This window comes from Bradyrhizobium sp. BLXBL-03 (genome assembly GCF_051853015.1).
GTDB classification, from domain to species: domain Bacteria; phylum Pseudomonadota; class Alphaproteobacteria; order Rhizobiales; family Xanthobacteraceae; genus Bradyrhizobium; species Bradyrhizobium manausense.
Map to the genome: position 1 here is coordinate 3,744,349 of NZ_CP182470.1, position 26,104 is coordinate 3,770,452.

Genomic DNA, 26,104 nt, shown 5'->3' on the forward strand with positions numbered 1-26,104 from the left:
GGAAGAGCTTTCAGATCCCGGCGAGCTCCGGCGCTGCATCAGAGACTTAGTGGCACTATCGACCTTGCCTGCCCTTTGGGAGAGATACTCCGCGAAGGAAATAGCCGACAGTGTGGCTCTCGCTCTCCAGTCGATCCTGTCCGCCGACTTCGTACATGTCAGTCTTTCTGTCGGACAGGACGAAGGGCCGATCACGGCAACACATGGCGCGCACGGACAAATGCCCCGGGACGTCACTGGGGCGATCCAGCTCGAGATCAAGCCCGAATGGTTTCATGGTCCAGGGCGGCCTCAGGTGATGTCCAATCCGCTTGGCCGCGGCAGTGCGCACATTGCCACGGCTGCAATCGGATTGGGTCGATCGATACTCGTGGCCGGGTCGTCTGGCCCAGGATTTCCGAGGGAGACCGATCGACTGATGCTCAGCATCGCTGCAGGTAATGTCGCAATAGCGTTGCAGCGTCGGCAGGTAGAGGCGGACGAACGGCGCTTTGTAGCACTCGTCGAGCGATCACCCGACTTCGTCGCCTTTTCGGACCTGAATGGCGGGGTGCAATTCGTCAATTTGGCTGGCCGCGAGCTGGTGGGAATTGAGCCGGCAGACGACATTTCAAATTTGCACGTCGTCGACTTCGTTAGCTCGAGCGCTCAGGAGCGTCTGTCCAATCAATGTTGGCCCGCCGCTTTGACAGATAGACGCTGGATGGGGGAGCTTAACTTATGTCATTTCAAGACGGGCGAAATAATTCCATTCTTAGTCGATATTTTCAGGATCGACGACCCTCGAGGCCACGGGCCTATGAACGTTGCCACGGTCAGCCGCGATCTGAGAAGGCAAAAACAAGCCGAACGCGAACTGCGGCGTTTAAACCAGTCGCTCGAACGAAGCGTGGAGTTGCGTACCGCCGAGCTGATGGCGGAGATCACAGAGCGAAAGCGGGCGGATGAACGGTCGCGGGAATTGCAGTCAGCTCTCTCGCATGCGGGCCGGCTAAGTGTTGCCGGCGAAATGGCTGCTGCTCTGGCACATGAGTTGAACCAGCCGCTCACGGCAGTTGCCAACTCCGCCAACGCTGCTCTACGTCTTCTTGCGCGATCCGGGTCGATGCGGACAGAGTCGATGCGCGAAATAATGGATGATGTTGCCGGGCAGGCATTGCGCGCTGGCCAAATAGTTCGGCGTCTTCGCGACTTTGTCACTCGCGGGAAGAGCGAAAAGAAGAGCGAGGACATCGAAACACTGATCCGTGAAGCGAACGCATTTGCCCGTACTGGATTCGAGAGCTTGGAAGTGTCAGTGAATCTGCTTTTCGATCCCAACGCGTCGCATATTTACGTCAATCGAATTCAGATCCAGCAAGTCTTGGTAAATTTGATCCGTAATTCGCTCGAAGAAGTCGCGAAAGTACCGCAAGCCACGATTGATGTTGCGACACGACGAATCGACAACAAGGAGATCGAGATCTCTGTCGCAGACAATGGGCGCGGCGTGGTGCCGCCCGTGGTCGATAAGCTGTTTCAACCATTCGTCTCGACGCGGCACGACGGTATGGGGTTGGGCCTCGCCATCTGCCGTTCGATTGTGGAATCGCACAGTGGAAAGCTTTGGTACGAGCCAAATCCCGGTGGCGGAGCCTTGTTTCGCTTCACTCTCTCATCTGCAGAGCCAACGGAATAGGACCATGCCAAATGATGTAGTGTACATCGTCGATGATGATGCAGCCGTTCGCCGATCGCTTGCACGGCTGCTCGAGTCAGCTGGCTTTGTTCCACGTTCGTTTGAGGCGCCGATCCAGTTTCTGGATGCAGCTCCCAATCTTGCAAGGGGGTGTATCCTGCTGGACGTGCGGATGGATGTCATGAGCGGTCTCGAAGTGCAGGCGGCGCTCGACAGAATGGGCTGCACGATTCCTGTTGTCGTTATGACGGGCCAAGGTGACGTACCGACGGCGGTTCGGGCGATGAAGGCCGGTGCGGTGGATTTCCTTGAGAAACCGTTCGATGATGAAGTGCTGCTCGAAGCGATTGAACGCGCGCTGGCGCGGTCCGGTCGTCCACACCAGGCTCGTGAGGCGCTAGAGGCGTGGAACCGGATTGCTGTCCTCAGCCAACGCGAGCGTCAGGTTCTCGATGCAATTGCGGGCGGACAACCAAACAAGGTAATTGCCTTCAAGCTCGGCATCAGTATTAGAACGGTGGAGGTCCATCGAGCGCGAATGTTGCATAGATTGGGAGTCCGTCAGGTTGCACAAGCTGTGCGGCTGTTGGTACTCGCGGGTTCGGCTCCGCAAGGCGTACTTCGACAATCACCTTAGGAAATACCTTTCGGAACGCCATGAGGACGATCAACATTCTCATACGGACTGGCCCCTCTGCTGCATCATCGCCAACGTTGGTCGACACAGGCCTTCGCCTTCTCGCCGCGGTCCTGTTCCAGTGACGGATAGTCCGTGTAACCTTTCTCGCCGCCACCATAGTATGTCGTCGGGTCGTCCTCGTTGAGTGGAGCACCGGCGCGCAGCCGTTCGGGCAGGTCGGGATTGGCGATAAACTTGCGGCCGAAGGCGATCAAGTCGGCCTGGCCATCGCGCAGCCATTGCGTGGCGCTTTCGGCGTTGAAGCCCCCCGCCACGATGAGTGTTCCCTGATACTTATTCCTGATCACTCGGGCCATGTTGAGGGCGTACGGCTCCGGCTTCTCGCCCTTCTGCATTTGTTCGAGCGCCGGATTGACGATGTGCAGGTAGGCCAAACCATAGCCGGAGAGTTGCTCGGCGAGGTAACCGAACGTCGATTCCGGAGCCTCGTCGCTGATGTCGTTCATCTTGCCAAGAGGTGAGAGCCGGACGCCGATCCTGTCCGCCCCAAGAATGGGAATGAGGGCCTCGATGATTTCGAGCAGAAGCCGCGCCCGATTTTGAACTGCGCCGCCATAGGCGTCGTTGCGTCGGTTGGTGCTGCTCTCGATGAACTGATCGATCAGGTAACCGTTGGCCGCATGAATCTCGATGCCGTCGAACTCGGCGGCCTCCGCGTTCCTCGCCGCGCGCTCATACTGTTTGATGAGGTATGGCATCTCCTCAAAAGTCAGCGCGCGTGGACGCACAAATGGAACCAGTTCTCCCTCGCCGCGCTCGTTTTCGATGAAGGCCTTGCCCGCGGGCGTGATCGCCGAGGGCGCGACAGGTGGCATGTTGTCCGGCTGCAGGGCCGGGTGTGAAATGCGACCGACGTGCCAAAGTTGGTTGAAGATCAGTCCATCAGCCTTGTGCACCGCCTTCGTGACCTGCCGCCAGGCTTCGACTTGTTCGCGGCTATGGATACCCGGCGTCCAGGCATAGCCTTGGCCCTGCATCGAGATCTGCGTGGCCTCGCTTATGATCAGGGCGGCAGACGCACGCTGCGCATAATAACAGGCCGCGAGTTGAGACGGCACATTGCCGGGCTGTCGTGCTCTTGAACGGGTCAATGGCGCCATGACCACGCGATGGGGCAGGCTGAATGGACCAAGCCGGCATGGTTGGAAGAGGGGATTCGCATCCCCGTTTTGGACCGCGTCGAGCACGCGGCTGTGCGTGGTAGCGATGACCATACTGCCTCAACTCGAAGGAGCGAACTGATTCAAGCCTTCGGTAAGAAAGCGTCCGAAGACCTTTCGATCTCTACACCGCAATCTAACGGAGGATCGCTACATCGCGCTGACAATCGTCAATGCTCCTAACTGCTGGAGAGCGGACCGCCGGTGCTGCTACGGCAGAATGTTTCGCCGGCGTCCCCGCGATCTGGCCAGCGCGCTCAGCTGGGCGATTTGGGCGTCGAGTTCGCTGTCAGCAATTCGTAAGTGTTTTCCGTTTTGCGTCGAATGCGGTGCTCGGCTTACGGTCAAGATTCAATTGGTACGTGCGTGATCGTTCGTCCCCGGTCATCGGTGACAACGACAGAAAAGCCAGACCAGCCGCCATCTCGCGCCAGCTCACGAGCAATGGTCAGGCCACGTTCCGCAGCGTGGCCGGGGGAGAGGAGAATGCTACCGCATTCGTCGGGATAGTTCGTTCCGTTCTCAATATGAAAGAAGAAATGGCCTCCGTCTGCGGGTTTCGTCGTTTGCGGATCGCCGATCGGCTGTCCCCCATTCAGGCGAACGAGATGACAGCGCGCCGCATGCCTCAGGGGTTCGGTGATCGTGGCGATCAGTGGCTCGACATCTTGAGAAAAGTGACGTCCGATCCGCTGGTGAATGCCCAGAACGACGGAATGACCTGCAGTGTCCGTGAGCCGCGCTCCGAGGATGTCCCGAACGCCGCAGCTCAGCACAAACTCGTTGTACCACTCGCTTCTCCGCAAAAGTTCCTCCGGAAGACATGTGGAGAGCATGCTCCAGCGCGCACCCAGCATGGGCGAGTATGGATCGAGCGCGGCGTAGGTCTCGACGTAGCGGGATTTGAACTCGGCACTGAGCCCGCAAAAGACGGCCTCATCGACCGTGCCTGTCGTCTTGTTCGTGACAATCAATGCCGCTCCCGCCACGCCCGCCTCATCCATCAGCCTTTGAAGCGCTTTTGGCCAGGCATCCGCGGACATCGCTGCATCGTGAAGCGTTGAGAGAAGTGACTGCATGATCCGTGACCTTCAAGAGATTAGCGATGCCCGAGCGCGCAAGCTTATGGTAGCCGATCAGCAAACGCATCAATGCGTGCGGTCATTGGCTGTGATCCGCATCGCCTGGATGTCTCGGAGCAGGCAACGCAGCCCATACAATTGATCCAGCAGATAAAGGACCAACGCGACACCTTCGTCGTTGACACCCAGGTCCCCCTTGAGATCCTCAATCAGGCGCACGCGGGCGAGATCCTGCTCGGAAAACGGATGCCCTGGTCGATGCGCTACCAGCCATTCCGCATCCATCCAGGCTTCGATCGTGGAGGAATCGAGATGAGATCGATCGGCGAATTCCTGAAGCTGCATTGTCACACTCGCATCGACTGTCTTGGGCTATCGGAAGGCTGCCACCCACTCACAAACCGTTCGAGATCCGGGTCTGGTTTTTTTGGCAGAACCAGTTTCAGCGTGACGTACTGGTCGCCGCGGCCGCCATCGGCGCGCGGCACGCCGCGTCCCTTGATCCGAAGAACCCGGCCCGAGCTCGACCATTTTGGCACAGAGACCGCGACAGCACCGCTCACGGTTGGCACCTTGAGTTTCGCGCCCAGCACGCCTTCTTTCAGTGAGATCGGCAGGTCCAGGTGGATGTCGTCGCCTTTGCGGACGAAGTAGGGGTGCGGCAGGACACTGATCTCGATCAGGGCGTCGCCCGGCGGACTGTCTCCGGCTCCCCGACGACCCTTCCCCTTCAGGCGCAGAATCTGGCCGTCGCTGGTGCCGGGAGGAATGTTGACCTCGAGCGTACTCCCGTCGGGCAGGACAATGGATTGCTTGCCGCCGTTGACGGCATCGAGAAAGTTGAGCTCGAGGTGATATCGGACGTCGGCCCCGCGTCCGCGCCGGGTGGTGCGGCCGGAACGTCCAAAGATCTCGGAGAGAATATCGTCGCTGCCGGCGAAGTCAGTGAAATCGGCAAAGCCGGCCCCATTGGAATAGCCCGACCAGCCTTCACGGTCGGCAAAATCCCGGTAGTATTGCCGGGGCTGCTGCTCGCTACCTGATGCATCGATCTCACCGCGGTCGAAACGGGCGCGCTTGTCCGGATCGTTCAGAAGATTGTAGGCGGCAGATAGTTCCTTGAATTTGTCCTCTGCCGCCTTGTTGCCGGGATTGAGATCAGGATGCAGCTTCTTCGCGAGCCGCCGGTAGGCCTTTTGAATGTCGGCCTGCGTTGCGTCCTTCTTCACGCCCAGCGTTGCATATGGGTCTGCAGCCAACACCAGCTCCTGTTTACGCGTCGACCGGACCGCCGTTCATTGTTGCGGGGGCTGCGGCGATTGTGGTCTAGGCGGTTTGGCTACAACGACCCGGGCCGGCCGCAAGAGACGGTCATGAAGCATGTAGCCATTCTCCAAAACGTCCACGACGTTCCCGGGAGACTGATCGGACCGATCGGTTTCCATCACGGCTTCGTGCTTCATCGGGTCGAATGGCCGATTGAGAGCGTCGATTTCTTCGACACCGAAGCGTTTCAGGATCTGTGTCAGGATACGATTGGTGGCGACGACGCCGCCCAGCAGGCCGTCGTCGTCCTTGGCTCCCGGGTCCGGCGAGCCGGCGTCGATGGCTCGCCGCAGATTGTCCGCCACCTGCAGCAGTTCGCGGGCAAAGTCGGCGATGGCATATTGCCGGGCGTCTTGGACCCGACGCTCGGCCATGCGTCTCGTGTTCTCGGCGTCCGCAAGTGCACGCATCAGGCGATCGCGCTCGGCGGTGGTCTCCTGCGGCTGGTCGCTTTCCTTGTGCTCACCCGCGGGAAGCTCGCCGAGCCCATCCTCGATGGTCTTGGTAGCCATGTCGTGCTCCATCTGTCGCGTTCGGCCGGATTGGAAGGCTTCAAGAAGCCTTTCGATCGCCGGGGTCGACTTCTTCGAACTCCGCGTCGACGACGTCCTCGCCGCTGCCAGACGATCCCGCCTGTCCGCTGCCGGGAGCTCCGCCTTGGGACGCCGCGCGGTTCAAGGCTTCGCCGATCTTGGATGCCGACTGCTGCAGCCGCTGGGTTGCCTGCTGGATCGCCGTCACGTCCTCGGCGTTCAACCGTTGCTTTGCCTCGGCGATCGCCTGCTCAATCTCCTTCTTGACTTCGGCAGGGATCTTTCCTTCGGACTCCTTCAGGGCCTTCTCGGTGCTGTAGATCACCGCGTCGGCCTGGTTGCGGGCTTCGATGAGCTCCTTGCGCCGCTTGTCCTCGTCGGCGTGGGCTTCGGCCTCCCTGACCATCCTCTGGATGTCTGCTTCGGTCAGGCCGCCGGACGCCTGGATCCGGATACTCTGCTCCTTGCCACTCGCCTTGTCCTTGGCCGAAACGTTGACGATGCCATTGGCATCAATATCGAAGGTCACCTCGATCTGCGGCACGCCCCGCGGGGCCGGCGGGATCCCGACCAGATCGAACTGTCCAAGCAGCTTGTTGTCCGCTGCCATCTCGCGCTCACCCTGGAAGACCCGGATCGTGACCGCGGTCTGATTGTCCTCCGCTGTCGAGAACACCTGGCTCTTCTTGGTCGGGATCGTGGTATTGCGGTCGATCAGCTTCGTCATGACGCCGCCAAGTGTCTCGATGCCCAATGACAGGGGTGTCACGTCGAGGAGCAGGACGTCCTTGACGTCGCCTTGGAGAACGCCGGCTTGGATCGCGGCACCGACCGCGACCACTTCATCGGGGTTGACGCCCTTGTGAGGTTCGCGTCCGAACAGCTTCTGCACGGTCTCCTGAACCTTCGGCATGCGGGTCTGGCCGCCGACCAGCACGACTTCGTTGATGTCCGATGGCTGCAGGCCGGCGTCCTTCAACGCTGCCTTGCACGGATCGATCGTGCGCTGGATCAGGTCGTCGACGAGCGCTTCAAGTTTGGCGCGCGACAGCTTGATATTAAGATGTTTCGGTCCGGCCTGATCCGCGGTGATGAAGGGCAGATTGACATCCGTCTGGGTGGCGCTGGAGAGTTCGATCTTGGCCTTCTCTGCGGCATCCTTGAGCCGTTGCAGGGCGAGGCGATCTTTGCGGAGGTCGATCCCATTTTCCTTGCGAAACTCGTCCGCCAGATAGTCGATGATCCGCTTGTCGAAGTCCTCACCACCGAGAAAGGTGTCGCCGTTGGTTGACTTGACCTCGAACACACCGTCGCCGACCTCCAGGATCGAGACATCGAACGTACCGCCACCGAGGTCATAGACGACGATCTTGCCGCTGCCTCTCTTGTCGAGGCCGTAGGCGAGGGCGGCCGCAGTCGGCTCATTGATGATGCGAAGGACCTCCAGCCCGGCGATCCGGCCGGCGTCCTTGGTTGCCTGGCGCTGGGCGTCGTTGAAATAGGCGGGCACGGTTATGACGGCCTGCGTGACGGCGCCGCCGAGAGTGGCTTCCGCGGTTTCCTTCATCTTGGTGAGGATGAAGGCGCTGATCTGGCTCGGACTGTACTTTTTGCCCCGGACGTCGACCCAGGCGTCGCCGTTGTCGCCCGGCACGATGTGATACGGCACCATGGTCTTGTCCTTTGCCGTGATCGGGTCATCGTAACGCCGGCCGATCAGTCGCTTGATGGCGTAGATCGTGTTCTCGGGGTTGGTGATACTTTGCCGCTTGGCCGGCTGCCCGACCAGGACTTCACCATCGTCCGTGAAGGCGACCATGGACGGCGTGGTGCGCCCGCCTTCGGCATTCTCAATGACCCTGGCTTTGCTGCCTTCCATGACAGCCACGCAAGAGTTGGTGGTTCCGAGATCGATGCCGATTGCTTTTGCCATGATCAAGTTCCTTCGATTTGAGTACGGCGGACGGCTGCGACGTCCTGAATGTTCGGGGACGGGCGGCGAGACGCTTCGAGCCGGTGTTGTGAGGAGAGAACGGGCTCTGGCGCCTCGCCGCGCCAACGGTCAGGCAGCTTCCTTGACCTCGATCCTTTTCGGTTCGGGCTTTGCCGGCTTTGGAATCGTGATCTTCAGGACGCCGTTGGCCATCGTCGCCTGAACGGAGGAGGGGTCGATGCCGGGCGGCAGCTGCAGCACGCGAAGGAACATGCCGTAGCTGCGTTCGCTATGCTGGACATTCTTGTCGCTCTTGTCCTTGCCGCCATCCGTGCTCTGCTCCACCTTCTTCTCGCCACGAATGGTGAGCGTATCGTCCTCGATGGAGATGTCGACGTCCTTGCGCTCGAGTCCCGGCATTTCGGCGGTGACTTCGATTGCCTTGTCTGTTTCCGCGATGTCAATGCTCGGCACGAGCTGCTGGCCGTTCGGCATCAAGCCCTGCGAAAACTCGCTGAACAGGCGGTCGATTTCCCGATGCAGGCCGAACAGGCCGAAGTCGGGTCGCATCAGCATTCCTGCATCACGAGATGGGACCAGTGAACGTAACCTCATTTTTGGCTTCTCCTTCCATGTTTGAGATCCAAGAGATTCTAGGGGCTATGCGAGCGGCATTCTCGGCGCGGCTGCGTCATCGCTGGTAGGGGCAATCTACCCGGGGCGAGCAAGCGAGCCATGACGACCGTCAACTTCCGTCTCGAGTTTTCTTCTTGAGTCTTTGAAGCCGGGTTGAGTTAAAATCGCCGGAGATGATCTTTGTGGACGGAGTGAGGAGTGAGGGCGCAGCATTTGTTGCGGCCTCGTTACGGCCGCCCGAGGCGTTCGTCACCCAGCCAGGGATCCGGACGAAGTGAGTGCAATGGTAGATCTTCCGGCCGCTTTTCCAGGTCGATTTCATGAACGTGCACGGCCTGCCCGCCATGCCGCATTAGAATCTCCTGGGCCTGAGCTTCCTTCTCAGGTGCGCGAACCCGAACCCATATCAAGAGGCCATCCCATTCTGCAGCCGGCTCCAAGCCTCTGACGCGCTCACGCCGTAGTAGTCGGTATATGGGCACTATGACGACGGCGCCTGTGAAGATCCCGATCAGGATCGACCACATGGCGACAGCCATAGCCTCATAGCCTTTGATTATCAGGAAAAGAGCGGAGCCAACTGCTGCGATGCAACCAAGAACGCTACTGGCGACGGCTTCAACACCAAGCAAATCGTCGGCACCAAAGAAGGGCTGTCTCGGCGCGGTCGGCGTGTCGGCGAGATCGGCTGGAGGAATCACAGCGTAATTCAGCCGTCGCTGCACTTCATCGGGAGATGCGCTGATGTCGATGTCGGAGCGATCGAATCCTGACAGAAGAAGATCCTGGGCCGCGTCATCGAGCGCCCGTCGCGAGTGGAACACAGCAGTCACCTCGCGGGTGCGGGTCCGGTCCAGGATCGTGTCGGTGGATCTTGGCATCGACATAGGATGTGACCGTCAAGAGGATCGGTAGTGGAATTCCGATAGCTTCTTCAGCTCTTCTTTGGATGCGCCCGGAAGAGTGATCTTGCTGCCGGTGTCATCGATGGTGAGGCTATCAAACGGGACTGCGACCAGATGGCCACCTACGCCGAGAAAGCCGCCGACCTGCAGAATCGCGAAGTCGAGTTGTTTCTTGTCTTTGGCGGCAATCACGTCGTCCAGGCTTCCGATCTTCTCATTCTTGTCGTTGCTAACGGTACTGCCGATCAGCTTGCTCATGCGATAGCCCTGAGCGACGACGTTTAGGTCAACCTTGACGAGAGCTACGCCAGCCTGCGGCAGGGCGGGATTGCTGCTGAGGACGGCCAATATTCCGCCCAGTGCCGCCAAGCTGATCATGAGTGTTGAAAGAGGACGGGGGAGGGTTGCTTCCATGTCTCGCTCCTGTGACAGTTAGTGACATAGCGAGTACCCCCTTTGAACCTGGGGTGCGCTGACCATTGTCAATTTTCGCAGATCCCTTAATCGACACCGGGCTCAGTGCCTTGATTGTCCAACCGTCATGGCTGCGCCTTCGCGGCAGCATACGCCTGGATCGATGCCGCGAGAGGCACGAAGTCGTAGGAACCATCGTGCCGTAATCCGTTGTGAAGAAAGCAGAGGGCCTTTCCGTGCGATGTGGCCCAAGCGCCGTTACGTGTTTCTACGTACGAAAACTTCCCAAGTTTACGAGGTTGTATTGCTGATAGTTGATTGACTGCGAGCGGATCGTTCCTCCCACCGCGAGTGCGCTGAAAAAAAGGACGACGAGATGAAGCCGATAATCCACCCAGCGGACTACTATCGAAGGATGCTCGCCGCACAGCCGCACGCGCTGAAGCGGCTCGATGGGTCGGCGGCGATTGTCAAATTGAGCCGTGATCAGCAGGTTCCGGAAGACGACGGCACCACTGGGCATTGGTACTACGTGATTGCCGGCGCCGCACGATGTTCAACTATCCGCGCCGATGGACGGCGGCAGATCCTGGACCTGATGCTGGTGCGGGATTTTTTCTTTGTCGGGAACAGCCAGAGAGAGGAAGCGATCGAGGCTATTACGGAAGAGACCGTGCTCGCGGGCTATTCGGCAGTGCGGCTTGAGGGTCTCGGCGAGCGCGATCGCGAGTTCGCAAGAGAACTGAGAGAGATCACCTTTCAATCGTTAGAACGTACCCGACAGCAGCTCGTCGTCCTCGGGGGGGTAACGACAGCGGACAAAGTAAGTGCGTTCCTGCTGCTGCTTGAGGAACGCTACGGGGACCAGCGGGGAGACATACGGCTTCCCATCACGCGGTATGATCTCGCCGAGTACCTCGCCGTTTCCGTGGAAACTGTGTGTCGTGCGTTTTCAGATCTGCAGCAGCGCGGTGTCATTGCCCTGATTGGGATTCGAACAGTCCGTATTGTGAATCGCGATGCACTGGAGCATCAAATCGGTAGAAGGTATCCGAACGCCGGTTCTGACACGATCGCTGCCTAACGGCGCTTATGGCGTGGATTCATACCGCGCGGTCAACATAGCTCGACGAATCTCAATTGGACCAAGGCAAGGTAGTTGGAGGCGAGCCTCTCGTAGCGCGTCGCCGACGACGATAAAGCGGACGTAAGCGCGGTTGTCCTGCAAGAGTGATTCTACAAGGAAGATGGCCGTTGCTCGACCTTTGGTACAAGAACGCAGCAATCTACAGCCTCAACGTGGCCACTTACAAAGATGGCAACGGCGATGGCATCGGCGATTTCAAGGGACTGGTGGCGCAGCTTGACCATATTGCTCAGCTAGGAGTGAATTGCCTGTGGCTGCTGCCATTCTATCCAAGTCCAGGACTCGATCATGGTTATGATGTGACGGACTACTACAATGTAGCGCCAGCTCTCGGAACGCTTGGCGACTTCGTCGAATTCAGCCATCAGGCGCGACTGCGCGGCATGAGGTTGATCATCGACCTCCCAATCAATCATACTTCGGAGCGGCATCCGTGGTTTCAGCAGGCGCGGACCGATCCAAAATCACCATTTCGCGAATACTATATCTGGTCAGATGCGGAGCCGGAGAACAGCACCGAGGGCGTCGTTTTTCCCGGGGTTCAACTGAGTGTATGGACCTACGATCTTTCTGCCCACGCCTGGTACTATCATAGATTCTATCAGCATCAGCCTGATCTAAACATCGCCTGCGCTGCCGTCCGTGAAGAGATTTTCAAAATAGTCGGCTTTTGGCTGGAGCTCGGCGTGTCAGGATTCCGCATCGACGCTGCACCGTTCGTCGTTGAGGAGATACGCCCGGATCGTCCAGCAAAACACCGATACGAGTTCTTTGGAGAACTCCGCGACTTTTTGTCGTGGCGCAAGGGTGATGCGGTCCTGTTGGCGGAAGCTAATGTTGCTCCTTCCGAACTTGACCATTACTTCGGCGATGGATCGCGCATACACCTTCTGTTCGCGTTCTTGTTGAACCAGCATTTGTTTCTAGCGCTTGCGCGCGAGAACGCCGAACCCCTGCAGAGGTGTCTGGCCGCGCTACCTCGGCTGGCACCATTCGCTCAGTGGGCCCAGTTCTTGCGCAATCACGATGAACTTGATCTCGGGCGGTTGGCGCCCGAAGAGCGTGAGGAAGTCTACGCCGCCTTTGCTCCAGTTCGAAAGATGCAACTTTATGGCCGCGGGATTCGCCGGCGGCTCGCATGCATCCTTGGCAACGATCGCCGGCGCATCGAACTCGCCTTCAGCCTGCTCTTCAGCTTGCCTGGCACACCGGTCATCTATTACGGTGACGAGCTCGGTATGGGTGATGACCTCGCGCTTCCGGAGCGATGGCCGGTGCGAACGTGCATGCAATGGACCCATGACGAAGATGGCGGGTTTTCTTCTCCGCCGGCTGCCAGATTACTGCACCGCATCATCAATGACGTCGAATACGCTCCGGCCGAGGTCAATGCCGTCGCCCAGCAACGAGATCCGGACTCGCTCTTCAATTGGTTGCGACGCCTGGTCGAAACCCGCCAGTCTTGCCCGGAAATCGGGTGGGGCGATTTGAGTTTGCCGCAAAGCGATCAATCCACAGTTCTGACCCAACAATTCGCGTGGGAGGGCCGATCGGTGTTCACATTGCACAACTTGTCGCAGGCTAAGTGCAATGTCCATGTCACGGGTCTTTCGAAAGAACGCAAGCTGATAGACGTCTTCGGTAATCGCGTTTACTCATCAAACGCCAACCTGGATGATGAGTTTGAACTTGATGGCTACGGATTTCGTTGGTTTCGCATGGAATGATGGTGCGCTTGTCTGCCAGAGGCGACCTGCTCCGCGGTAGCTTTCACGAGCCCGCCGGTTCGAATTTAGGCCGCTGAGACGCAAGCGCGGTTTCGAGTATTTCAATGAGGATAGCTCAGATTGCTCCCCTGGCCGAAAGCGTCCCGCCAAGGCTCTATGGCGGAACTGAAAGAGTTGTTGCCTGGCTGGTGGACGCACTCGTCGAGCTTGGGCATGAGGTCACTTTGTTTGCGAGCGGCGATTCCAGGACCCGAGCTACGCTTTTTCCGGTCTGGCCCAAAGCCCTTCGCCTTGGGCGACCACGCTCGGATCCGAACGCGGCTTTGGCCGCCCAACTGGAAGCCGTATCCGATTGCGCTAGCCAGTTCGACGTGATTCACGCTCACATCGATTGGCTACATCTGCCCATCCTCAAACGAGCGGGAGTGCCATTCCTTACGACGATGCACGGCCGGCTGGATCTGCCTGGATTGCCGGCCGTGACCAGCAAGTTTCCAGAAGCTTGTTTTGTATCCATCTCCGATAATCAGCGCATCCCGCTCGCCAGCGCAAACTGGTGTGGAACGGTTTATCACGGTCTGCCCATCGACCAGTTCCGCGCCTCATTGGCTGCCGGATCGTACCTGGCGTTTCTCGGGCGCTTAACCGCCGAAAAAGGCCCCGAAGATGCTATCCGCATCGCTCTCGCCGCAAGAATGCCGCTTCGAATTGCTGCAAAGGTCCCTCGCGCCGAAACAGGGTATTTCAGAGAGAAGATAGAGCCTCGGATTGACGGCAAACAAATCCAGCTGGTCGGCGAAGTAGATGACGAATCGAAACAGCCTTTCCTTGCAGGAGCTGCTGCTTTGCTCTTCCCGATCAAGTGGCCCGAGCCGTTTGGATTGGTGATGATTGAGGCGATGGCCTGCGGAACGCCAGTCATTGCCTACCGGTCCGGTTCGGTGCCCGAGATTATTGAGGAAGGCGTGACAGGTTTCATCGTCCAAAATGAGGACGAAGCAGTTCAGGCTGTAGCGCGGCTTGGGCAAATCGATCGCCGGCGCGTCCGTACGCGCTTCGAAGAGCGCTTCACGGCGGAGCGGATGGCGAGGGATTACTTGCGTCACTATCGAGCCATCGTGGCCCGGTGAGGCTGGACATTCTATGTATCTGCTTTGTTCGACAGCATCGTCGCGAGTGCAGCTATCGGCATGGCACATCCGGACGGCGGCTCGATGAGCAACGCCACCTTCAATGACCTCGTGCCTCGCCGACCGTGTCGGCCACCCGGGCCCCGCGGGCGCCGATCTTGGTTGGCGGGCCCGTGGTTGTGTCGCGGGCGGTCTGATGCTCCATCTCGGCATCGATCTCGGCGCCAAGAAGGATGACGATGGCCGAGATCCACAGCCAGGTCATAAAGCCGATGACAGCCCCAAGCGAACCGTACGTCTCGTTGAATTTACCGAAGCTCGCGACATACCAGGAGAATAACCCGGATACCGCGAGCCAAAGCAGTGCCGCGATCGCGCTGCCCCACGTCACCCAACGCCATTGGGCCGCCTCTCGGCTGGGGCCGTAGCGGTAGATCAAGGCCAAGGCCAGCGTGAGTAACAGAAACATCGCTGGCCACCTCCCGATGCGGATCAGGTCGCCGGTGTTGGACAAACCAACATAATTGAGGATCACTGGAACAGCGACGATGCAGCCTAAGGCCGCCATCATGAACACGATCCCGCTGACCGTAAAACCCAGGGAAATAGCATTCAGCTTGAAGAACCCGCGCTTCTCGTCTTCGCCGTAAACGATGTTCAACGTGTCGAACAGCGACTTCATGGCGGCATTGGCGCTCCAAAGAGATGTTGCCAGCCCGATCAGGAAGGTGAGGCCGAGCGTGTTGGAGCCTTTCGACGCCACCCGGGTCAGTTGCTCTCTCACGATATCCAATGCCCCGCCAGGTAGGAAGCCGCCAAGCTGATCGAGGTGCTTGCCGATGGTCATGGGATCGGAGAAGAGTCCGTAGATCGCGACCAGCGCCGCAATCGCCGGAAAAATGGCAAGTATGCTGTAGTAGGCCATGCCTGCTGCGAGGGTGAGGACGCGGTGTCTAGAGATGTTGGAAAAGACGCGCAGCAGGATGTCCTTCCATCCCTTCGCGGGGATTTCCGACGGCGAGGTCGCCTGCCGGCCACGATCTTCTTCTGATTCGACGTCCGTGTTGGCTCTCCGAGGCGCCTCGGGAGATTTTTTTGAGTTGGGAATCTGGTTCTGGCTCGTGCCTTCTTGGCCGCCCGGAACCGTGTCAACATTCGTCATGACGCTCTCCGAACCTCCAATCGCATACGGCCGGGCGTGTTCCTTTTTTTGTTCACTGTCGTCGGCTTTTGCACTTTGCCAAACTGGTGCGACGATAGTAGTCGCCTGGAATTAACAGTTGTCAGGGAAGCCGCGTCACAAACTCACTAGCTTCCCAGATCGCCGCCCGGCCCGCGGCAACCATCGGTGATGAGGGCGACCATCAGCGCTCGCGCCAAAGCATACTGGGAGAGCGCTATGTCCAAGCGGCGGCGTCGCTTCAAGCAATCGCGATCATTGGAAGAGCGCCTTGCGGCGGAGGCTGAGCACCTGCGCGAGAAGGCAGTTAAGGCTCCCCCAGGTACCGAGCGGGAAACCCTTCTGCGCAGAGCCCGCCAGTTCGAAGAGGGTATGCACATGAGCGAGTGGCTGAGAACGCCCGGCCTCCAATAGCCGTATTGATCGCGTGATCCCCGAGCCACAAATCGAGGCTTATTCTCGCCAAGCGCGCATCTGTCTTGGGATTGCGCTCGTCGGTGCGATCATTTTCCTTGCCGGCCTGCTTATGACCTTCCTGTAAGGCCGCGTCGGCCTCTTTCATTCTCAACGTTCCGCTTATCGACCCAAAACCGAAGCCAGCTCTGGCGTATCGGACGTCTTGGCATGAGTTGTGGCCGAAGTCGCGCAATTCCTCGCCGAGGTCCGTGCGGCTGAGCGCATAGCGGCGCGATCAGGGCAATAACGGCGCCGCCGCCGTACCAAGATGCTCCGCAGCGGCCTGCACGCACGTTGCATGCCTACGGCGTCGCTCCGTAAACGTCAGCGCATCGATCGACGGTCGCAGCTTGTAGCCTGCGGCGGCCAGCCGGGCGCAGAGCTGTGGCACGGACGCTCCTGTCGTATCGTCAACCAGAGGATCGAGGCCGACCACTCGGTTCAATTCGTCAATGAGCCGCAATCCTTCGCTGCGAAGAAGGATCGCGGGAGCTAGGCTCCCCGGGTCATCGATCAGTAGCTCGAGGATGAGCGCGAGGTCCATCATTGCGCCAAGAGTCGCCGGCCACCCGGCGCCTACTGACGCCGACCTGAAGTAAATCAGGGAGGGGTGCGATGCATGGCTTTGGAGCACGGATGCGCACCAGTCGCGGCCGCCATAGAGAACGCGCCTGATTTCCTCGGGGGAGTTCAGGTCGGCGTAACGTTCCAGCAGTCCTAGCGCAGAGGGCGGCTCGCCCGCCGCCGTTGTGAGCTTCAAAATCCCGGAGTCGCGGCGAGAGATGCCCTCCTGCACCTCGAGCAAGTAGGTCACCGCCATCGTCAGGACCGAAAGGCCGGAGAAGCCCGCTAAAACGAGGGCCCAACGCGCGGGTCCTTGCGCCTCGATGCCGCTCAGCCCCACGGTACAGAGGGCGCTTCCGACGATGAACAACGCCTGAAGGAAATCGGGAGACGGAGAGAACGAATACCTCAAGCCATGGGCCACCAGGCCGAAGCCCAGCAAGAGAAGACCCATCCAGATGAAAAAAGAGCCCATCAAGATTGCGGGTGCGAAACTGGTCGAAACCGCACGCTTGCCGCGACGTGTCCACTTCCAGATCGGGACCGCCACCACGAGGAGCCTACGGGCTACGCGCAAAGCGCCTCTGCTCTCGCCAGGGACGACGACCGTGTCGAACACGTCTCGCAGAGCGAGCACGACCAGAACAACACCAGCAGCGATCTCGATTGCCCGCGCGATCACGGCAAGACGCCGCCAGAGGCGCGAGAACTCCACCTGAACACGTCAAGTCTCGCAGCGGGTCACGAGCACCGCTGCGCACATTGCGAGCACCGCGATCAGAAAGGTTCCGGCGGACATCGTCCGCCTGCCGTACTCATGTCGGATCAGAAGCATCGGATCACTTCCGATTGTCGATCATGAACCCTGCAGTTTTGTTTTCGTTCCGACACTCTGGACCGGCGATCACTCGCCGCTGGCGGCGGTACGCTATGCCTGGTTAGGTCCGATGTTGGCCAATCTGCGAAGATGCGCCGCCGTCTGGCGGAGGTCCGCTCATCCCTCACGCCGCCACGGCGGAGGAGCTAGTTTGCTCGTTCTGGCGGGCGCGCAACTTGAAGGACAGAACGACCAGCGCAATACCGAAGGCCATCGCGTAGGCTCCCATCCACCACGTAAGGACCACTGCCCCGATCAGCGGCATAGCAACCAGAAGCGCGCCATAAACGAGAGACAACAGCCCGCCCAGAACCATCCACCAGCGGCCATGGTCAAGCTTGAGGCGAAAGGCCGCAGCCATCATCAGCGCGCCTGAGATGATCGCCCAGGCAGCGACCATGAAGACAAAGGCAAGCACCGTCAGGCCAGGCCAGACAAAGGCGGCAACGCCGACGGCGATATTCAGCAGGCCTTCAAATACCAGCAGTCCCCATTGATCCTTCCGTCGCATCGCACGAACGGCGGAAATGATTCCTGCTATGCCGTCGACCAACATGTAAGCCGAGAACAACAACGCCAGCGAAAGCATGGTGGGCCCCGGAAAGAGAAAAGCGAGCAACCCGAAGATAATTCCGAAGATGCCCCGCAGCAGGAACAGCCACCAATTCCTGGCAAGCATCGCGGAGGCGGAGTCGATGTTGAAGTCAGCATTGCTGTTGAACGTCGTGCTGGTCATGTCTAGCTCCAAGAATAGCAGTCGGAATAGCTGTCGGTTCCAGGTCCCCGCCATCCTAGCGACCTGCCGCCACGACGTGCCTTGACAGCTATCAAGCTTTGAGCGCTCCGAGACAATTCGGATCGTAGAGTCTTACGTATTACTTCTAAATGGCAGAACCGCCCTTGAGCAGTATGATGAGCAGGGGCGCGAGTACCTCTGCAGAGGCAAGGAGAAGAGCGTGCCGAAAGACCGTCCCATGAACGGCGTTGAACCCGACAAGTCAGAAGATGACATTCAACGCGAGATGTTGGGGCCGCGCGGCGTTCCCGGAGCGCCAGACCCCGCCAAGATGACGCCGCAGCGCGCGAAGAAGACGCCGCTCTACCATTTGGACCCCGGCCACCCTTCGTAGAGGGGGACGACCGTGCTGATCGGTACCATCGGTGGGAGCGATCGACAGAACTGCTCGGCCTCTTCGTCCGGCCGGGCATTGTGGCCGCTGTGCTGTGCGTGGATCCGCGCCGGCGACGCCCGGTCTCTCATTCGCGTGGAGAAAGAAAGGACCGCTCAGCTGTGTGCTGGCGGTCCAAGTCAAGGGAGGACGCCCGGGGAAAGGGCAGCGATGGTGGACACCGCGTTTGATTCATCGCAAACGCCAAAGGGCCGCGCATTGACGGTTCTCAATGAGATCGCGGTAAAAGTGAAGAGCGTGGGGCCATGAGCGCCGGACACTGCTGACACCAGTCTGGGCGGCAGAATATCCTCCGGCTATATGGTCCCGGCTGACATCGCATGGGAAGAAAGCGTCGGGGGCGTGCGCGCGGTCCGCTCCGATGCCCTGCTGGATTCATGGCCGGCGATCAACCCTCAATGTTCTTGATCGTTGAAATGGGCCACTGACCATCATGTCCAACTATGGATATGCGCAGCCCATGAATGTCGTCGAGAAACAGGCGTTCAATCGAACCTGCCTTACCGTCCGTCAAGATGACAGCGCGCCCTATCAGCTCTTCCTCAGCTTCATGTAGCTCGGCAAGGATGTTCATAGCTCGCTGGTCACCCGTCACTTCGGGCACCGCTACTTGCCGGTGAGCGACTTCATCGCCTCAAGAAGGCGTTCAAGTCTGAATGGCTTTTGAAGCATGACACTGCCCGATACCGGACGCGGCGCGGTGTGAGTGTAGCCGGTCGCGTAGATGACCGGGATACGTGGATTCGACTCCCGACATTTGATGGCTACATCCCATCCCGACAAAGTGCCGGCCAACCTTATATCGGTGAATAGAAGTTCGGGTGTGGCCTGCGCGCAGAGCTGGAGCGCGCGTTCGCCGCTATCGGCCTCCATCACTTGATGTCCGTGCGCCTCCAGAATGTCCACCACCACGTCACGGATCAGGTCTTCGTCCTCTGCTACAAGAACCCGCAAGTTATCCTCCGCTCGCGCTCTTCGTCCACGACATGAGGACCTTGCGCAAAATCGTGGTCCCTTCCCCGCAGGAAAGGGCCGCTCGCCGATGCAGCCAGCAAACCAGCGCATAACAATTCGCCGCCGGTTCCAGCGTTCCTAAGGACACCAGGCCTTATCCCTCCAGACGAGCCGCAGGCAATTCGAGGATTGGTAGGCCGAGATCCCGCGTTCTTTCCGAGGGTCTAGAATAGTCGATCGAGGAGACGTGGCGATGTGACAGTGATCGGACCTGGCTATCCCGGTTGCGTTCCTCCGCAGCGCTTTCCCGCTTGTTTGGTCGCGGAGTGGTTGGAGCGGCTACTAGGAACGATCCAACAGAAGGTGAGTTCGTCCTCGAGACACAATTGAAAACAAGACCAAGAGGACGAACATGACTCGATCGGTGGAGGAGCTACGACGCGAGTCCGAGCGTAGCCGGGCAGAGTTGGCGGCCACGGTCGACCGTCTGAAGCAGGGGATCTCCGAAACGACGCGGGATCTGCGTCAGATGGTCTCGCCCCAGCACGTCAAATCGGAAGTGTCGGAGTATGTGAGCGACAAAGCTCAGGGCTGGGTCGAAGGGCTCAAACAGCAGGCGATGGACAACCCGATGCATGCGATCGCCGCGGGCACCGCAGTGGCCGTGCCTCTGCTGCGATTGGCGCGAGGTGTACCCCTGCCGCTTCTCATGATTGCTGCGGGCCTCGCTCTTACCTCCAAGAGCGTCCGCGAGCGGGCTGCTGGAGCGGCGTCGCCGCTGGTGGATGGTGCGGGCCGATTCATCGGCCAAACTGCCGAGGGAGTGCAGGCGAAGGCGAATTTTTCCGAATTCCAAGGACGGGCCGCCGGCGCCGTCAACGATGCGATGGACGCGGCCAAGACGGCGGCCGACGACCTCAAGACGCGAGCAACGGAGGCGGCTGGAACAGTAGCTACCAAGATCACCGGGGGAATGGACGCCATAAGGGATTCGGCGACCGCCGCTCCGGAACAGGCGCGCCAGATCGTCGGCGACAATGCCGCGCTGATTGGAGGACTCGGTATCGCCATCGGAGCCATGATTGCGGCCGCGCTCCCGGAAACGAAATTCGAGGACAGGACGGCAGGCCCGACCAGCGACAGCCTTAAGGAGGCGGCAAGCGAAATGGCTCAATCCGGTTTCGCGGCAGCCAAGGAGGCCACGTTGTCTGCCGCCGATGCTGCCACGAGATCCGTGAGTGAAGCCGATCTCGGGCGGCACGCGAGCCGCATGACACGCAATCTTGCCGACAACCTCAAGGAGGCGGCGGGCGAGGCCGTCGACGCAGCATTCAGCCCACCCTCAAAATCGAGCACCTGAGAGACAGAACATGAGCGATTCAGATGTGATCAAACCGGCCAACTTCAACAAAGGTAAGAACAACTCCTCCACAAGCCTGAAGGATCAGGTTGGGGACGCCGGGGCCGAGATGAAGCAGCGCGCCACGGAGGCCCTGCAGGCATCGGCGGACATGGCCCGTGACAGGTTCAGCGAAGCCACCGATGCCGCTAAGGACGTCGCGAGTGGTACCGTCGACCAAATTCAAGAGCGTGCGCGGGAACAACAGCGAGCGGGCGCCGATTTCATCGAGCGCCTAGCGGGCAACTTCCGCCAGGCCGCCGGCGCCTTCGAGATTGACGTGCCATTCGCCGCACGAGGGATCAATTCAGCTGCGGACTACGTGGAAGAAGCGGCCGCGAAGGTTCGCGACGGCAGCTTCCGAGAACTCGTGGGCGGTGCGACCGATTTTGCGAAGCGGCAACCCGCGGCATTTCTAGGCCTGTCCGTTTTGGCCGGGTTCGCCGCGGTACGCTTTCTAAAGGCTTCCGGCGGCTCCTCGACCTCACAGCGAACGGGCTCGACGACAGCCGCAGGAACTGGCTCATCTGGGCAGAGAGCCGCCTACGCGAGTGGCTTCAGTGGCCAAAACTCGACGGAATCCACGACTGGACAGCAGCAGAAGTCACCTTCGGGGAATGGTGGCGCATCATGAGCATCAAGCACGATATCGAAACCGGCGAGAACGATCTTCACAAAATTTCGGGACTCGTCGGCGACGCAATGGCTCAGGTCGCGAAGCTTTTCCAGAATGAGCTTGATCTGGCGAAGGCCGAACTTGCGGAAAAAGTGCAGAGGCTCGGTGGAGCCGTTGGACTATTTGCCGGAGGCGCAGTCCTGGTTATACCTGCCGTAGTGATGGCATTGTTCGCGTTGTCATCGGCGCTGATCAGTGCCGGGTGGTCGCCGACATTCGCCTACCTAAGCGCGGCGATTGTCGCGGCCGCCATATCGGGCGCCTTGTTTGCTGTTGGCGTGAAGCGGCTGGACCCGCGCAACCTCACGCCGCAGGAGACGATACGGCAGCTTGAAAAAGACAAGGACACTGTGAAGGGAATGGTGCGATGAGCGGTGGTGCGCAAACCGGTTTTTTTGACAGTCTCCTCGCTGCGGCCCGAGAAAACCCGCTCTCCGCCGCGCTGATCGGGGCTGGAGCACTCTGGCTGCTGGTTGGCGACGAGAAGATTAAGGGTGCTGCACGATCGGCTGCCAACGTCGCGTCAGATGTCGTCGACACCAGCGCGAGCAATCTTCGGGCTGCCGCCTCGGGCTTGCAGCGGACGGCAGCACCGCCGACTGCTCCGGAGTTTGACCATGAGGGGAGCGATGCAGGCGGGACGATACGCGCGGCCGCCGGAACTGCAGCCGACACGATGTCTGATGCGGCGGAGGGCGTCCGGGACCGTTTCGAGGAAGGCGTAGCTTACGCTCGCGAACGGTTCGCCAACGTGGGCACAGCAGAGACCTTGGCGAAAACTCAGTCTTCGCTCCGGGACATTATGGAGAGGCAGCCGCTGGTCATCGGCGCCATCGGCTTGGCCATCGGCGCCGCACTCGCGGGCGCGTTTCGAACGTCTCAGATCGAAGACGACTACATCGGCGGGGTCAGCGACGAGGTGAAGGATGATCTGAGCAGGCGTGGGACTGCCGTGTCGAAGGCGCTGCGCGAAGCGGCCGATACGCTGGTGGCGGAGGCGGGCGATATGGGTGCCGAGGCGGTGGATCGGATGAAGCAAGCGGGAACGGATGCCGTCAAAGCAGCCAAGGAAAAGGCAAAGCAGTCGTGAGGCGGGACGGCCTTGCGATTGGCCACCATCTCGCAGTTCTAAATCTTGAGCCAGGCAGCCGAAAATGAGCCGCGGAATCTCGCGGCGGCATGACTGACAGCAAGGCGCCGCCGGGACGCCGCTGCACGGACTGGGCTTCAGGAGACCTGTCATTGCTACCCCGGAGATAGCTCGCTTTTGGTCAAAAGCGCCGTGCCGATCGGGCGTTTCCTGTTTACCTTCGCCTTCGGACATCTCGCCGCAACGCCCTAATGGAAGCGATGGGCACAACAACGCACATCGGACGTTCGCCCTATCTTAGTGCGGCGCTGATCGCGTTAACTAGGTCGTTTTCCGTGAATGGCTTCAAAATTATTCGCAGGTCGTTGAATTCCTTCCGGACATTCAGATCACGATAGCCGCTCATGAGGACGACCGGCAAAATTGGCCGCATCGCGCGGATCGCTTTCGCAACCTCGCCGCCGCTCATTTCCGGCATCGCGAAGTCCGCGAGAACGAGATCTATTTCCTGATTGCTCGCGAGCACGCGGAGCGCTGCGCTGCCGCTCTCCGCCGACACCGCTGCATATCCGAGAACATCGAGCATCCTGACCGTGGACCTCAGAACAGCCTTGTCGTCATCCACGACCAGAACACGCAATCGCGTCGTGGTCTGCAGGCGTTTGCTCGCATCAACGGAGTCGGCATGGTGATCGGCAGCGTCGATCCTAGCGCGCGGCAAGAAGACCTTCACCGCAGTACCCTCGCCGAGGCGGGTCTCAATACGCACGCCACCGCCGGACTGTTTAGCAAAACCGAAGACTTGCGCTAATCCGAGGCCCGAGCCTTTTCCCGGTTCCTTCGTCGTGAAAAACGGCTCGAAAACATGCAGCAGAACCTCGTCTGGGATACCGTTGCCGGTATCCTTGATGGCGAGAACCACGTAGTCTCCCGGCGACGGCTCTTCCGGCTGGAATGACTCGCCTTCGATGACGGTGTTGAACGTCTCGATGGTGAGTGTGCCGCCCGGCTGCATCGCGTCCCTGGCGTTGATAGCGAGATTGAGAACGATCATCTCGATTTGGTTTGGATCGACCAAAGCGAGCCAGAGATCCGGAGCAAATATCGTTTTGAGTTGCACCGTTCCGCCCAGGGTGACGCCGAGCAGATCGCCCATTCCGGCGATCCTGCTGTTTAGATCGACCTGGTCGGGCTCAAGCCGCTGTTGCCGCGAAAAGGCGAGGAGTTGCGCAATGAGCTTCGCACCCCGATCAGCAGCAGACCGGATCAATTCGATGCCTTCCTGATCGTAAGGTCCTTGCACCGTATGGGAAAGCAGACGCGCATTGGTGAGCACCACGCTCAGCAGGTTGTTGAAATCGTGCGCCACGCCTGACGTGATCTGCCCGATCGCATCGAGCCGCTGCAACTGCTGGACCTCGGCTTCGGCGATCTCCCGTTTCTCTATCTGAGAGCGCAGCGCGTTATTGGCCTCTTCCAGCTCCCGGGTTCGTGCTTCGACGCGGCGTTCGAGTCTTTTCTCAATACGTTTTCGGTCGGTGACATCGATCACGACACCATAAAACCAAACGGGCTTGTCAATCTCGAACTGCGTCTGGCCACGCGTCGCGATCCAACGCTCCCCGCGGTCATCGCCGAGCACCCGATATTCGACATCGTAAACCCCGTCGCCCCGTGGATCGATACATCGTTGAATAGCAGCCTCGACAGCTCCCACATCCTCCGGATGCACCGCTGTGAGCCAGGTGTCGTAGTCCACGGTCGCATCCGTTGGAAGGCCCCACATTGCCCGGCACTTTTCGTCCCATTTCAGCTCATTGGTTTGAGGGTTCCAGGAATAGCGGCCCAATTCTACCAAGTCGACCGCAGCCTTTAGCCGCGCTTCGCTCTCGCGCAAGGCCGCTTCGGTTTGCGCCCGCTCGATCAGGTCGGCCGCTTCCCGGCCCAGCACATCGAAGCGGCTGAAATCGTCCTTGCTGGGCTCGTGCGGCTCCCGCCAATGGGTCGAGACCATGCCGAGCGCGCGGCCATTGCGAGACTGCAGCGGCGTCGACTGGACCGCGCGCAGGCTGGAGAGGCGGTAGGCCTCCAGGTCCTCGGTCCCCGCCATGAAGGTGCAGGTCTCGGTGTCGCTGACGAGAATGCGCCGTCCTGTCTTCAGCGCTTCGCTGCACGTGCTCGCCGAGTTGCAGTCGACGCGATCCCAGAACGCCGCCGCGTCCGGATGAAAGCCGCGCCAGGCCAGCAGCTTCAAAATCCCCGTATCCGGCTCAAGTATCTGCATGCTCGCACCCTGTGAGCGCATCACCGCCATGGCCGCATCGAGAATTTGCTCGTAGAGAAGCTCAGGGCGGTTGGAGAGCAGCTCCAAGCTGACCTGCTGGAGCTGACGAGCACCTTCGAGCTCTTGCGCGAGTCTGGCCTCGCTTTTTCGCGCGCTTTCTTGGGCTTCCGAGAGGTCGCGGGTGCGGTCCTCAATCCCCCGCTCCAGTTCCATGCAGCGGGCTTCTGCTTGATCCAACGCCTCGGTAGTCTGGAAGGTGCCGGCCGCGGTGTGGGAAAGGCTTTGCAACAGGCGGGCATCTTCCGCGTCGAATTGCCCCTCCGGCGTATGCTTCATCGCCCAGAGCGCGCCGACCGGCTTCCCGCGCGCATGCCAGGGCGCCACCAGGACCTCGTAGACATGCGGTTCATGTCCCGTCATCCCGGGAAAGAGCCGCTCCCCTTCGCGGAACAGGACTACGCTGTCGCGAGCGATCACGGTCTCGCTCAGGCGAGCGTCATCAGGCGCGGTACGGCCAGCCTCGGCCGCGAGCTCGCCGCTAACGGCGCGCCAGCGGAAAACCCGGTCGCCACATTCGGGAAGGCTGATGCCAGCGGAGTCGGCATGGCATAGCAACACGGCCAACTCGGCGCATTTCTGAAGCACGGCACGCGGCTCGGCGGTCATATCCTGAACCAGAGCAGTCAGGGCCCGGTTCTCGGCCTCATAGTCCGGGGCCTTGCACGGGCGCCGGGCCAGCTCCGCCGTAATCACGCAATCGTCAAGTCCATCCAGTGTACTGGTCTGGCCTTCAGGCGTGGTCATGATGACCTCCTGAGATGAGCCAAGAGTGCTCGCGAACCCTGACGCATTCAATGTGCAGCGAACTGGCTCCGGCCAAGTGGCCACCTCGATCTCGATCGCACGAGATGATGGCATCGCGGTCCAGATGCGGTGGCATACGGACTGATCGCCAGCACAATGAGCAGTGATAGCGCGCCGTTCCTAGATTGGCGCGACTGGTAATGACTTATGTTGGCCCGGAGGTCCCCGGCGAGCGATTGCAAGCAAGCGTCTGATGGGC

25 protein-coding genes are annotated in these 26,104 nt (G+C 59.9%); 10 read left to right on the forward strand and 15 right to left on the reverse strand.

Going from position 1 to position 26,104, the window contains the following annotated elements; genetic code table 11:
• The first annotated feature begins 112 nt into the window (after positions 1-112).
• Positions 113-1,678, forward strand: coding sequence for an ATP-binding protein (locus tag ACNJX9_RS17940; RefSeq protein ID WP_439409783.1), 1,566 nt, complete (start codon positions 113-115; stop codon positions 1,676-1,678).
• 4 nt (positions 1,679-1,682) lie between these two features.
• Positions 1,683-2,315, forward strand: a complete 633-nt coding sequence (locus ACNJX9_RS17945; RefSeq protein WP_057745620.1) for a response regulator transcription factor — start codon at positions 1,683-1,685, stop codon at positions 2,313-2,315.
• Positions 2,316-2,380: 65 nt separating this feature from the next.
• Here ACNJX9_RS17945 and ACNJX9_RS17950 read toward each other — a convergent pair whose 3' ends face one another.
• The 9 genes from ACNJX9_RS17950 to ACNJX9_RS17990 form a co-directional block, all read right to left on the reverse strand.
• Positions 2,381-3,592, reverse strand: coding sequence for an alkene reductase (locus ACNJX9_RS17950; protein WP_439409784.1), 1,212 nt, complete (start codon positions 3,590-3,592; stop codon positions 2,381-2,383).
• A gap of 290 nt (positions 3,593-3,882) precedes the next feature.
• On the reverse strand, positions 3,883-4,617 hold the full coding sequence (locus ACNJX9_RS17955) for a DUF6894 family protein (RefSeq protein WP_439409785.1): 735 nt from the start codon (positions 4,615-4,617) through the stop codon (positions 3,883-3,885).
• Positions 4,618-4,686: 69 nt separating this feature from the next.
• Entirely contained in the window at positions 4,687-4,965 is a 279-nt protein-coding gene (locus ACNJX9_RS17960) for a MerR family transcriptional regulator (RefSeq protein ID WP_439409786.1), read from the reverse strand.
• Between the two features lie 2 nt (positions 4,966-4,967).
• The gene (locus ACNJX9_RS17965) at positions 4,968-5,879 is read right to left on the reverse strand and encodes a DnaJ C-terminal domain-containing protein (RefSeq protein WP_057745608.1); all 912 of its coding nucleotides are present in this window, start codon (positions 5,877-5,879) and stop codon (positions 4,968-4,970) included.
• Between the two features lie 36 nt (positions 5,880-5,915).
• Positions 5,916-6,458 (reverse strand): nucleotide exchange factor GrpE, encoded by a 543-nt coding sequence (locus ACNJX9_RS17970; RefSeq protein WP_057745899.1) that lies wholly within the window; start codon positions 6,456-6,458, stop codon positions 5,916-5,918.
• A gap of 40 nt (positions 6,459-6,498) precedes the next feature.
• Positions 6,499-8,412 carry a molecular chaperone DnaK gene (gene dnaK / locus ACNJX9_RS17975; protein WP_057745605.1) on the reverse strand — a complete coding sequence of 638 codons (1,914 nt, stop codon included), beginning with the start codon at positions 8,410-8,412 and terminating at the stop codon, positions 6,499-6,501.
• A 129-nt stretch (positions 8,413-8,541) separates the two neighbouring features.
• A complete protein-coding gene (locus ACNJX9_RS17980; protein WP_245316833.1) occupies positions 8,542-8,982 on the reverse strand; it encodes an Hsp20/alpha crystallin family protein in 441 nt (146 codons plus the stop codon).
• A gap of 293 nt (positions 8,983-9,275) precedes the next feature.
• Positions 9,276-9,881, reverse strand: a complete 606-nt coding sequence (locus tag ACNJX9_RS17985) for a hypothetical protein (protein WP_439409787.1) — start codon at positions 9,879-9,881, stop codon at positions 9,276-9,278.
• A 66-nt stretch (positions 9,882-9,947) separates the two neighbouring features.
• On the reverse strand, positions 9,948-10,367 hold the full coding sequence (locus ACNJX9_RS17990; protein ID WP_439409788.1) for a PRC-barrel domain-containing protein: 420 nt from the start codon (positions 10,365-10,367) through the stop codon (positions 9,948-9,950).
• 376 nt (positions 10,368-10,743) lie between these two features.
• Between ACNJX9_RS17990 and ACNJX9_RS17995 the strand changes: the two genes are divergently transcribed.
• The 3 genes from ACNJX9_RS17995 to ACNJX9_RS18005 all read left to right on the forward strand — a co-directional run bounded on the left by ACNJX9_RS17995 (position 10,744) and on the right by ACNJX9_RS18005 (position 14,371).
• Positions 10,744-11,451, forward strand: coding sequence for a replication/maintenance protein (locus ACNJX9_RS17995; RefSeq protein WP_057745592.1), 708 nt, complete (start codon positions 10,744-10,746; stop codon positions 11,449-11,451).
• 170 nt (positions 11,452-11,621) lie between these two features.
• On the forward strand, positions 11,622-13,241 hold the full coding sequence (locus ACNJX9_RS18000) for an alpha-amylase family protein (protein ID WP_439409789.1): 1,620 nt from the start codon (positions 11,622-11,624) through the stop codon (positions 13,239-13,241).
• Between the two features lie 104 nt (positions 13,242-13,345).
• Positions 13,346-14,371: a glycosyltransferase family 4 protein gene (locus tag ACNJX9_RS18005; RefSeq protein WP_439409790.1), complete on the forward strand. Its 1,026-nt coding sequence runs from the start codon at positions 13,346-13,348 to the stop codon at positions 14,369-14,371.
• Between the two features lie 100 nt (positions 14,372-14,471).
• Here ACNJX9_RS18005 and ACNJX9_RS18010 read toward each other — a convergent pair whose 3' ends face one another.
• The 3 genes from ACNJX9_RS18010 to ACNJX9_RS18020 all read right to left on the reverse strand — a co-directional run bounded on the left by ACNJX9_RS18010 (position 14,472) and on the right by ACNJX9_RS18020 (position 18,184).
• Positions 14,472-15,533, reverse strand: coding sequence for a YihY/virulence factor BrkB family protein (locus tag ACNJX9_RS18010; protein WP_439409791.1), 1,062 nt, complete (start codon positions 15,531-15,533; stop codon positions 14,472-14,474).
• Between the two features lie 709 nt (positions 15,534-16,242).
• Complete coding sequence (locus ACNJX9_RS18015) at positions 16,243-17,286, reverse strand: hypothetical protein (protein ID WP_439409792.1); 1,044 nt, start codon at positions 17,284-17,286, stop codon at positions 16,243-16,245.
• Positions 17,287-17,572: 286 nt separating this feature from the next.
• Positions 17,573-18,184 (reverse strand): HdeD family acid-resistance protein, encoded by a 612-nt coding sequence (locus ACNJX9_RS18020; protein WP_057745576.1) that lies wholly within the window; start codon positions 18,182-18,184, stop codon positions 17,573-17,575.
• A gap of 238 nt (positions 18,185-18,422) precedes the next feature.
• On the opposite strand from ACNJX9_RS18020, the gene ACNJX9_RS18025 reads away from it, so the two are divergent.
• A complete protein-coding gene (locus ACNJX9_RS18025; RefSeq protein WP_167353971.1) occupies positions 18,423-18,578 on the forward strand; it encodes a hypothetical protein in 156 nt (51 codons plus the stop codon).
• A gap of 448 nt (positions 18,579-19,026) precedes the next feature.
• On the opposite strand, the gene ACNJX9_RS18030 is transcribed toward ACNJX9_RS18025, so the two are convergent.
• Positions 19,027-19,212, reverse strand: a complete 186-nt coding sequence (locus ACNJX9_RS18030; protein ID WP_439409793.1) for a PRC-barrel domain containing protein — start codon at positions 19,210-19,212, stop codon at positions 19,027-19,029.
• 32 nt (positions 19,213-19,244) lie between these two features.
• Positions 19,245-19,592 carry a response regulator gene (locus ACNJX9_RS18035; RefSeq protein WP_057745572.1) on the reverse strand — a complete coding sequence of 116 codons (348 nt, stop codon included), beginning with the start codon at positions 19,590-19,592 and terminating at the stop codon, positions 19,245-19,247.
• A gap of 412 nt (positions 19,593-20,004) precedes the next feature.
• Here ACNJX9_RS18035 and ACNJX9_RS18040 point away from each other — a divergent pair, with 412 nt between their 5' ends.
• The 4 genes from ACNJX9_RS18040 to ACNJX9_RS18055 are packed head-to-tail and all read left to right on the forward strand — an operon-like array spanning position 20,005 to position 22,757.
• Entirely contained in the window at positions 20,005-20,952 is a 948-nt protein-coding gene (locus ACNJX9_RS18040; protein WP_439409794.1) for a DUF3618 domain-containing protein, read from the forward strand.
• Positions 20,953-20,962: 10 nt separating this feature from the next.
• Positions 20,963-21,625 carry a hypothetical protein gene (locus ACNJX9_RS18045; RefSeq protein ID WP_439409795.1) on the forward strand — a complete coding sequence of 221 codons (663 nt, stop codon included), beginning with the start codon at positions 20,963-20,965 and terminating at the stop codon, positions 21,623-21,625.
• Complete coding sequence (locus tag ACNJX9_RS18050) at positions 21,622-22,038, forward strand: phage holin family protein (RefSeq protein WP_439409796.1); 417 nt, start codon at positions 21,622-21,624, stop codon at positions 22,036-22,038. The genes ACNJX9_RS18045 and ACNJX9_RS18050 overlap by 4 nt, the downstream gene beginning before the upstream one ends.
• Positions 22,035-22,757 (forward strand): hypothetical protein, encoded by a 723-nt coding sequence (locus ACNJX9_RS18055; RefSeq protein WP_439409797.1) that lies wholly within the window; start codon positions 22,035-22,037, stop codon positions 22,755-22,757. The genes ACNJX9_RS18050 and ACNJX9_RS18055 overlap by 4 nt, the downstream gene beginning before the upstream one ends.
• Positions 22,758-23,049: 292 nt before the next feature.
• Here the strand turns inward: ACNJX9_RS18055 and ACNJX9_RS18060 are convergent, their stop codons facing one another.
• Positions 23,050-25,845 carry a response regulator gene (locus ACNJX9_RS18060; RefSeq protein WP_439409798.1) on the reverse strand — a complete coding sequence of 932 codons (2,796 nt, stop codon included), beginning with the start codon at positions 25,843-25,845 and terminating at the stop codon, positions 23,050-23,052.
• Between the last annotated feature and the right edge of the window lie 259 nt (positions 25,846-26,104).

Coding starts and splice junctions, on each gene's coding strand:
- ACNJX9_RS17945 (WP_057745620.1), top strand. CDS start 1,683: ATGCCAAATGATGTAGTGTACATCGTCGATGATGATGCAGCCGTTCGC.
- ACNJX9_RS17950 (WP_439409784.1), bottom strand. CDS start 3,592: ATGGTCATCGCTACCACGCACAGCCGCGTGCTCGACGCGGTCCAAAAC.
- ACNJX9_RS17955 (WP_439409785.1), bottom strand. CDS start 4,617: ATGCAGTCACTTCTCTCAACGCTTCACGATGCAGCGATGTCCGCGGAT.
- ACNJX9_RS17960 (WP_439409786.1), bottom strand. CDS start 4,965: ATGCAGCTTCAGGAATTCGCCGATCGATCTCATCTCGATTCCTCCACG.
- ACNJX9_RS17970 (WP_057745899.1), bottom strand. CDS start 6,458: ATGGCTACCAAGACCATCGAGGATGGGCTCGGCGAGCTTCCCGCGGGT.
- dnaK (WP_057745605.1), bottom strand. CDS start 8,412: ATGGCAAAAGCAATCGGCATCGATCTCGGAACCACCAACTCTTGCGTG.
- ACNJX9_RS17980 (WP_245316833.1), bottom strand. CDS start 8,982: ATGCGACCCGACTTCGGCCTGTTCGGCCTGCATCGGGAAATCGACCGC.
- ACNJX9_RS17990 (WP_439409788.1), bottom strand. CDS start 10,367: ATGGAAGCAACCCTCCCCCGTCCTCTTTCAACACTCATGATCAGCTTG.
- ACNJX9_RS17995 (WP_057745592.1), top strand. CDS start 10,744: ATGAAGCCGATAATCCACCCAGCGGACTACTATCGAAGGATGCTCGCC.
- ACNJX9_RS18005 (WP_439409790.1), top strand. CDS start 13,346: ATGAGGATAGCTCAGATTGCTCCCCTGGCCGAAAGCGTCCCGCCAAGG.
- ACNJX9_RS18010 (WP_439409791.1), bottom strand. CDS start 15,533: ATGACGAATGTTGACACGGTTCCGGGCGGCCAAGAAGGCACGAGCCAG.
- ACNJX9_RS18020 (WP_057745576.1), bottom strand. CDS start 18,184: ATGACCAGCACGACGTTCAACAGCAATGCTGACTTCAACATCGACTCC.
- ACNJX9_RS18025 (WP_167353971.1), top strand. CDS start 18,423: ATGAACGGCGTTGAACCCGACAAGTCAGAAGATGACATTCAACGCGAG.
- ACNJX9_RS18030 (WP_439409793.1), bottom strand. CDS start 19,212: ATGAACATCCTTGCCGAGCTACATGAAGCTGAGGAAGAGCTGATAGGG.
- ACNJX9_RS18040 (WP_439409794.1), top strand. CDS start 20,005: ATGACTCGATCGGTGGAGGAGCTACGACGCGAGTCCGAGCGTAGCCGG.
- ACNJX9_RS18045 (WP_439409795.1), top strand. CDS start 20,963: ATGAGCGATTCAGATGTGATCAAACCGGCCAACTTCAACAAAGGTAAG.
- ACNJX9_RS18050 (WP_439409796.1), top strand. CDS start 21,622: ATGAGCATCAAGCACGATATCGAAACCGGCGAGAACGATCTTCACAAA.
- ACNJX9_RS18055 (WP_439409797.1), top strand. CDS start 22,035: ATGAGCGGTGGTGCGCAAACCGGTTTTTTTGACAGTCTCCTCGCTGCG.
- ACNJX9_RS18060 (WP_439409798.1), bottom strand. CDS start 25,845: ATGACCACGCCTGAAGGCCAGACCAGTACACTGGATGGACTTGACGAT.